The sequence below is a fragment of the Streptomyces sp. MS191 genome (genome assembly GCF_008042125.1).
Classification (GTDB): Bacteria; Actinomycetota; Actinomycetes; order Streptomycetales; family Streptomycetaceae; genus Streptomyces.
On the sequence record NZ_RDBI01000067.1, the window covers coordinates 1 to 5,007 of the forward strand.

The 5,007-nt window shown below is 74.4% G+C and carries 4 protein-coding genes and 1 pseudogene; 3 read left to right on the plus strand and 2 right to left on the minus strand.

Annotated features, from left to right (window positions below; genetic code table 11):
• Positions 1-138 (plus strand): annotated as a pseudogene (locus tag EAO71_RS39340) (NAD-dependent epimerase/dehydratase family protein); the annotation flags it as partial.
• Positions 139-153: 15 nt separating this feature from the next.
• Here EAO71_RS39340 and EAO71_RS32260 read toward each other — a convergent pair.
• Positions 154-1,398: an NAD-dependent epimerase/dehydratase family protein gene (locus EAO71_RS32260; RefSeq protein ID WP_147981373.1), complete on the minus strand. Its 1,245-nt coding sequence runs from the start codon at positions 1,396-1,398 to the stop codon at positions 154-156.
• Between the two features lie 170 nt (positions 1,399-1,568).
• Between EAO71_RS32260 and EAO71_RS32265 the strand changes: the two genes are divergently transcribed.
• Positions 1,569-2,831: a nucleotide sugar dehydrogenase gene (locus tag EAO71_RS32265; protein ID WP_147981374.1), complete on the plus strand. Its 1,263-nt coding sequence runs from the start codon at positions 1,569-1,571 to the stop codon at positions 2,829-2,831.
• Between the two features lie 109 nt (positions 2,832-2,940).
• Positions 2,941-3,774, plus strand: a complete 834-nt coding sequence (locus tag EAO71_RS32270; RefSeq protein WP_147981375.1) for a class I SAM-dependent methyltransferase — start codon at positions 2,941-2,943, stop codon at positions 3,772-3,774.
• Between the two features lie 131 nt (positions 3,775-3,905).
• On the opposite strand, the gene EAO71_RS39345 is transcribed toward EAO71_RS32270, so the two are convergent.
• Positions 3,906-5,007: cytochrome P450 (locus EAO71_RS39345; RefSeq protein WP_261992452.1), on the minus strand; the 1,102-nt coding region annotated here is incomplete at its 5' end.

Sequence of the window (5,007 nt, forward strand, 5' to 3'; positions counted from 1 at the left end):
GGTCCGTCGGTCCGTCTCTTCAACACCGTCGGGCCCCGGCAGTCCCCGGCCTACGGCATGGTCGTGCCACGCCTGGTCCGCCAGGCCGTGACCGGCGCCCCGCTGACCGTCTACGGCGACGGCCGCGATGCCGAGGACCACGGTGACGTCCCGTCAGGAGAGGTGCTGGGGGAAGGCGGTGGTGCTGCGTTCGGCGCCCGGCGGCGTCCCGACGCGGCGGGTGCCGGGCACCGTCGGGGAGGCGGACCCGTCCGCCGCGGCGGGCGGGAGCGGGCCGGCCGCCGGCCCGGCGTCGGCCCGGACGTCCGGAGCGGGGTCCGGGTGGGTGCCGGGCGCGGCCCGCTCCGGGGTACCGGGACACGCCGCTCCGGAGCCGGGCACGGGGTCTCCGGCACCACCGGTGGTGCCGGGGGCTGCGGCGCAGGCGCGCCGCGCGTCGTCGATCGCCGCGTCGAGGATGTCGTCCAGCGTGCGGCGCGGGCTCCAGCCCGTCAGTTCACGCAGCCTCGTCGTGTCCGGGATCCGGCGCTCCATGTCCTCGAAGCCGTAGCCCGTGCCGTACGCCTCCTCGTAGGGCACGAGACGCACCGGCGAGTCGCTGCCCGCGCGCCGGAGGATGCGGGCGGCGAGCTCGGCGACGGAGATCTCGTCCGAGGTGCCGACGTTGAACACCCCGCCGACCGCGCCGGGATGGGCGAGCAGCCGCATCAGCGCGTCGACCACGTCGGCGACATGGGCGAAGCAGCGGCTCTGCCGGCCGTCGCCGTAGACGGTCAGCGGGGCGCCGGTCACGGCCTGGCGGACCAGGCGTGGCACGACCATGCCGTAGGCCGGGGACTGCCGGGGCCCGACGGTGTTGAAGAGACGGACCACCGTGACGGGCAGGCCGTGTTCGCGGTGGTAGGCGAAGGCGAGGATCTCGTCGACGGCCTTCGCCGTGGAGTACGACCAGCGAGCGACGGTCGTGGCGCCGAGCACCCGGTCCGCGGTCTCGGTCAGCGGACCGGAGGTGTTCTTGCCGTAGATCTCGGAGGTCGAGGCGAGCAGCAGGGGGCGTCCGTGGCGGTGCGCGGCACCGATGACGTGCTCGGCCCCCCGGACGTTCGTCGTGAACGACTCCAGCGGCCGCTCCACGATCCGGCGCACGCCCACCGCCGCGGCCAGATGGACGACGGCCCCGCAGGCGCCGGTCAGCTCGTCGACCAGGGACGCGTCCAGGACGGAGCCCCGGACGAACCGGAGCCGGGGGTGGGAGGCGACCGTCGCGAGGTTCTCGAGCTCGCCGGTGGAGAGGTCGTCGAGGACGACGACGGAATGGCCCGCGCCGAGCAGGGCCTCGGTGAGATGGGAACCGATGAAGCCGGCGCCGCCGGTGACCAGATAGGTGAGGGATTCCATGGGCAAACCCGTTCCGTCGTCGCTGTCCCGGCCCGCGGGGGATCCGGTTGCGGTATCGGGGTGATCCCGGGAAGGTGCCCGGCCGCCGTCGGTAAATTAATCCCTCTTCTCCAGATATCCGGTGATAAACACGATCTGTTTCTGTCGTTCCTCGATCGGAGAATGCCTTCATGGGACCAACCGGGGCACCGCGCCACGTCGTCGTGATCGGGCTCGGATACGTCGGGCTCCCGCTGGCGGTCGCGGCCGCCGAAGCGGGCTTCCGGGTGACCGGGCTCGACACGGACGATCAGCGGATCAAGCGGCTGACGGCGGGCGGCTCCTACGTCGAGGACATCCCCGACGCGCGCCTGCGCGCCGCCCTCGACACCGGACTGACGGTCACTCACGACTACGCCGGGACAGCGGGCTTCGACGTCTGCGTGATCGCCGTGCCGACACCGCTGCGGGACGGGGCGCCCGACCTCTCGTACGTCGAGAGCGCCGCCTGCTCCGTCACCCCGCACCTGCGTCCCGGCGCCACCGTCGTGCTGGAGTCGACGTCGTATCCGGGCACCACCGAGGACGTCCTGCGGCCGATCCTCGAACACGGCAGCGGACTGCGCGCGGGCCGGGACTTCCGTCTCGGATACAGCCCCGAGCGCATCGACCCGGGCAACGCCCACTGGCGTCTGGAGAACACCCCGAAGGTCGTCTCCGGCGTCGACGCGGAATCCCTCGCCGCGCTCGAGGACTTCTACGGCCGGATCGTGGACCGCACCGTGCCGGTCTCCTCACCGCGCACGGCCGAACTCACCAAGCTCCTGGAGAACACCTTCCGCCAGGTCAACATCGCGCTGGTGAACGAACTGGCGATGTGCGCCCGCCCCCTGGGCGTCGACATCCGGGAGGCGGTGGCCGCCGCCGCGACCAAGCCGTTCGGCTTCATGCCCTTCCTGCCGGGCCCGGGGGTGGGCGGCCACTGCCTGCCCGTCGACCCGACCTACCTCGCCTGGCAGGTGCGCCGGACGCTCAGCCACGACGTCCGGTTCATCTCCCTCGCCAACGAGATCAACACGCACATGCCGCGGTACGTCGTCCAGCGCGTGACCGAGACCCTCGGACGGGAGCCGGCGGGGGCCCGCGTCCTGCTCCTCGGGCTCGCCTACAAGAAGAACACCGGCGACGTGCGCGAGTCCCCGGCCGTCGAGGTGGCGCGCCTCCTGCACGAGGCCGGCGCCCGGGTCCGGGCCGTCGAACCCTTCGCGGACCCCGTCCACCTGCCGGCGCACGTGCTCTGCGTGGACCTGACGGAGGAGGAGCTGCGCGACGCCGACGTCGTCGTCGTCACGACGGACCACGACGCCTTCGACTACGCGCTGGTCGAACGGCACGCGCGCCGCGTCTTCGACACCCGCGGCCGCTGCCGCGGTGAGGCGGTGGCACAGCTCTGAGCCGCGCACGGCGTCGACCGGCTGAAGTCCTTGGGCCACTCCGGCGACGCCGCGCGACATGGGCGGACGCTTCGGGGGCCGCGGCGGCCCGCGCCCCTAGCCTCCCCCCATGCAGAACCTGACCCGGAAGATCGCCGCCACGCCGCTCGCGCGGGCTGCCGCGCTGCCCCTGCGACTGGCCACCGTGGCCCGCCACGACGCCCGCGTGCTCAAGCGCTCGGGCTCCTGGCTCGTCCGTTCCCGTGAGCACTCCTGCTTCACGTACGAGCTGGAGCCCTCCAACCACGACCACCTGTGCTGGTTCGTCAGCGAGGTGACCGGCGCGCCCGTGAAGCAGGTGCGGGCGTACGTCCGGGAGGCCGAGGAGGACGCGGAACTGCGCCGGACCCTCGCCCGGGGACTCGCCACCAGCGTCCGCTCGGGCACGTGCGACCGCGAGGTGCGGTACGGCCGCCGCGTGGCCTACTACGCCTTCGTCCGCACGCTCGCGCCCGCGCACGTGGTCGAGGCCGGGCCCCACCGGGGCATCGCCAGCAGCCTCATCGCCGCGGCCCTGCTGCACAACGGTTCGGGGCGGCTCACCACCGTGGACGTCGACCCCCGGGCCGGTGAGCTGATCCAGGGGCCGTACCAGGCGGTGGTGGACCAGGTCGTGGGCGACTCCGTCCAGGTCCTGGCGAGCCCGCGGATCCAGGAGCGGGGCGTCGACATGGTGCTGCTGGACACCTCGGTGAGTGCGGACCACGAGGACGCCGAACTCGCCGCCGTCGCCCCGGCGCTCTCGGCGGACGCCCTGGTGCTGTCCAGCAGGAGCCACGCGTGGCCCTGTCTGGCGCGCTGGTCGGAGGACCAGGGGCGCCGCTTCCTGCACTTCGACGACCGGCCGCGCGACCACTGGCACCCGGGCAACGGCTTCGGCGCCTCGTTCACCGGCCGGGGCTGACGGGCGGCCCCTGCGGACGGGGGCCGTCACGGGGCGGGCGCCGACGGCCCCGGGCCGGCTCCGGGCGACAGGCGACAACGCGGGAGACGGAGTCCCAGGGCGCCGGGAGCCCGGCCAGACACCCTCTGCGGTCAGCGCCGTACGACCGGCACCCGCAGCGGGGCCCGGAAGGACAGCAGGCCGAGCATCGGAGGCTGCTGCGGGGCCGGGCCGGCCGGCCGTCCGGTCGCCGTGCCGGGTTCCGGGGCTCCCGCGAGGCGGACGTCCGGGAGACGACGGGCCGCCGCCCGCAGCGCGACCGCCGCCTCCGTGCGTGCCAGGGACGCGCCCGGGCAGCGGTGACGTCCCACGCCGAACGCGAGGTGGTGGCGGGCGTTCGGACGGTGCGGGCACATCAGCTCGGGGTCGCCGAAGACCTCCGGGTCGGAGCCGGTACCCATCAGCATGAGCAGCAGGTGCGCCCCGGCGGGGAGCCGCACCCCGCCGAGCTCCACGGGGTGCGCGGTGACGCGGCGCCAGGTGGTCACCGGCGGCTCGCGGCGCAGCACCTCCTCCACCCACGCCTCGGCCAGACCGGGCTCGCTCGCGGGCCGCGGCCACAGTCCGGGCTCGGTGAGCGCCGGGCAGCGGTGACGTCCCACGCCGAACGCGAGGTGGTGGCGGGCGTTCGGACGGTGCGGGCACATCAGCTCGGGGTCGCCGAAGACCTCCGGGTCGGAGCCGGTACCCATCAGCATGAGCAGCAGGTGCGCCCCGGCGGGGAGCCGCACCCCGCCGAGCTCCACGGGGTGCGCGGTGACGCGGCGCCAGGTGGTCACCGGCGGCTCGCGGCGCAGCACCTCCTCCACCCACGCCTCGGCCAGACCGGGCTCGCTCGCGGGCCGCGGCCACAGTCCGGGCTCGGTGAGCGCGCGGTGCAGCACGGTCGAGATGAGCTGCCCGGTCGTGGACTGCCCGGCGATGAAGACGAAGAAGCACGCGCCGACGGCGGTCGCGACGTCGAGCGGCCGGCCGTCGGGCAGCAGGTGGCGGGCCAGCGCGCCGACGAAGGAGTCCGGCGCGGCCTCGGCGTCGCGCACGGTCGCGGTGAGCCACCGGTGGAACTCGCCCGCCAGCTCCGCCAGTTCCAGTTGCCGCTCCGGTGCGGGCCGCCCCCAGAACAGCTCCAGCGACGCGTCGCTCCAGCGCACCAGGGTGGCCGGGTCGACGCCCTCGATGCCGAGCAGTTCCATC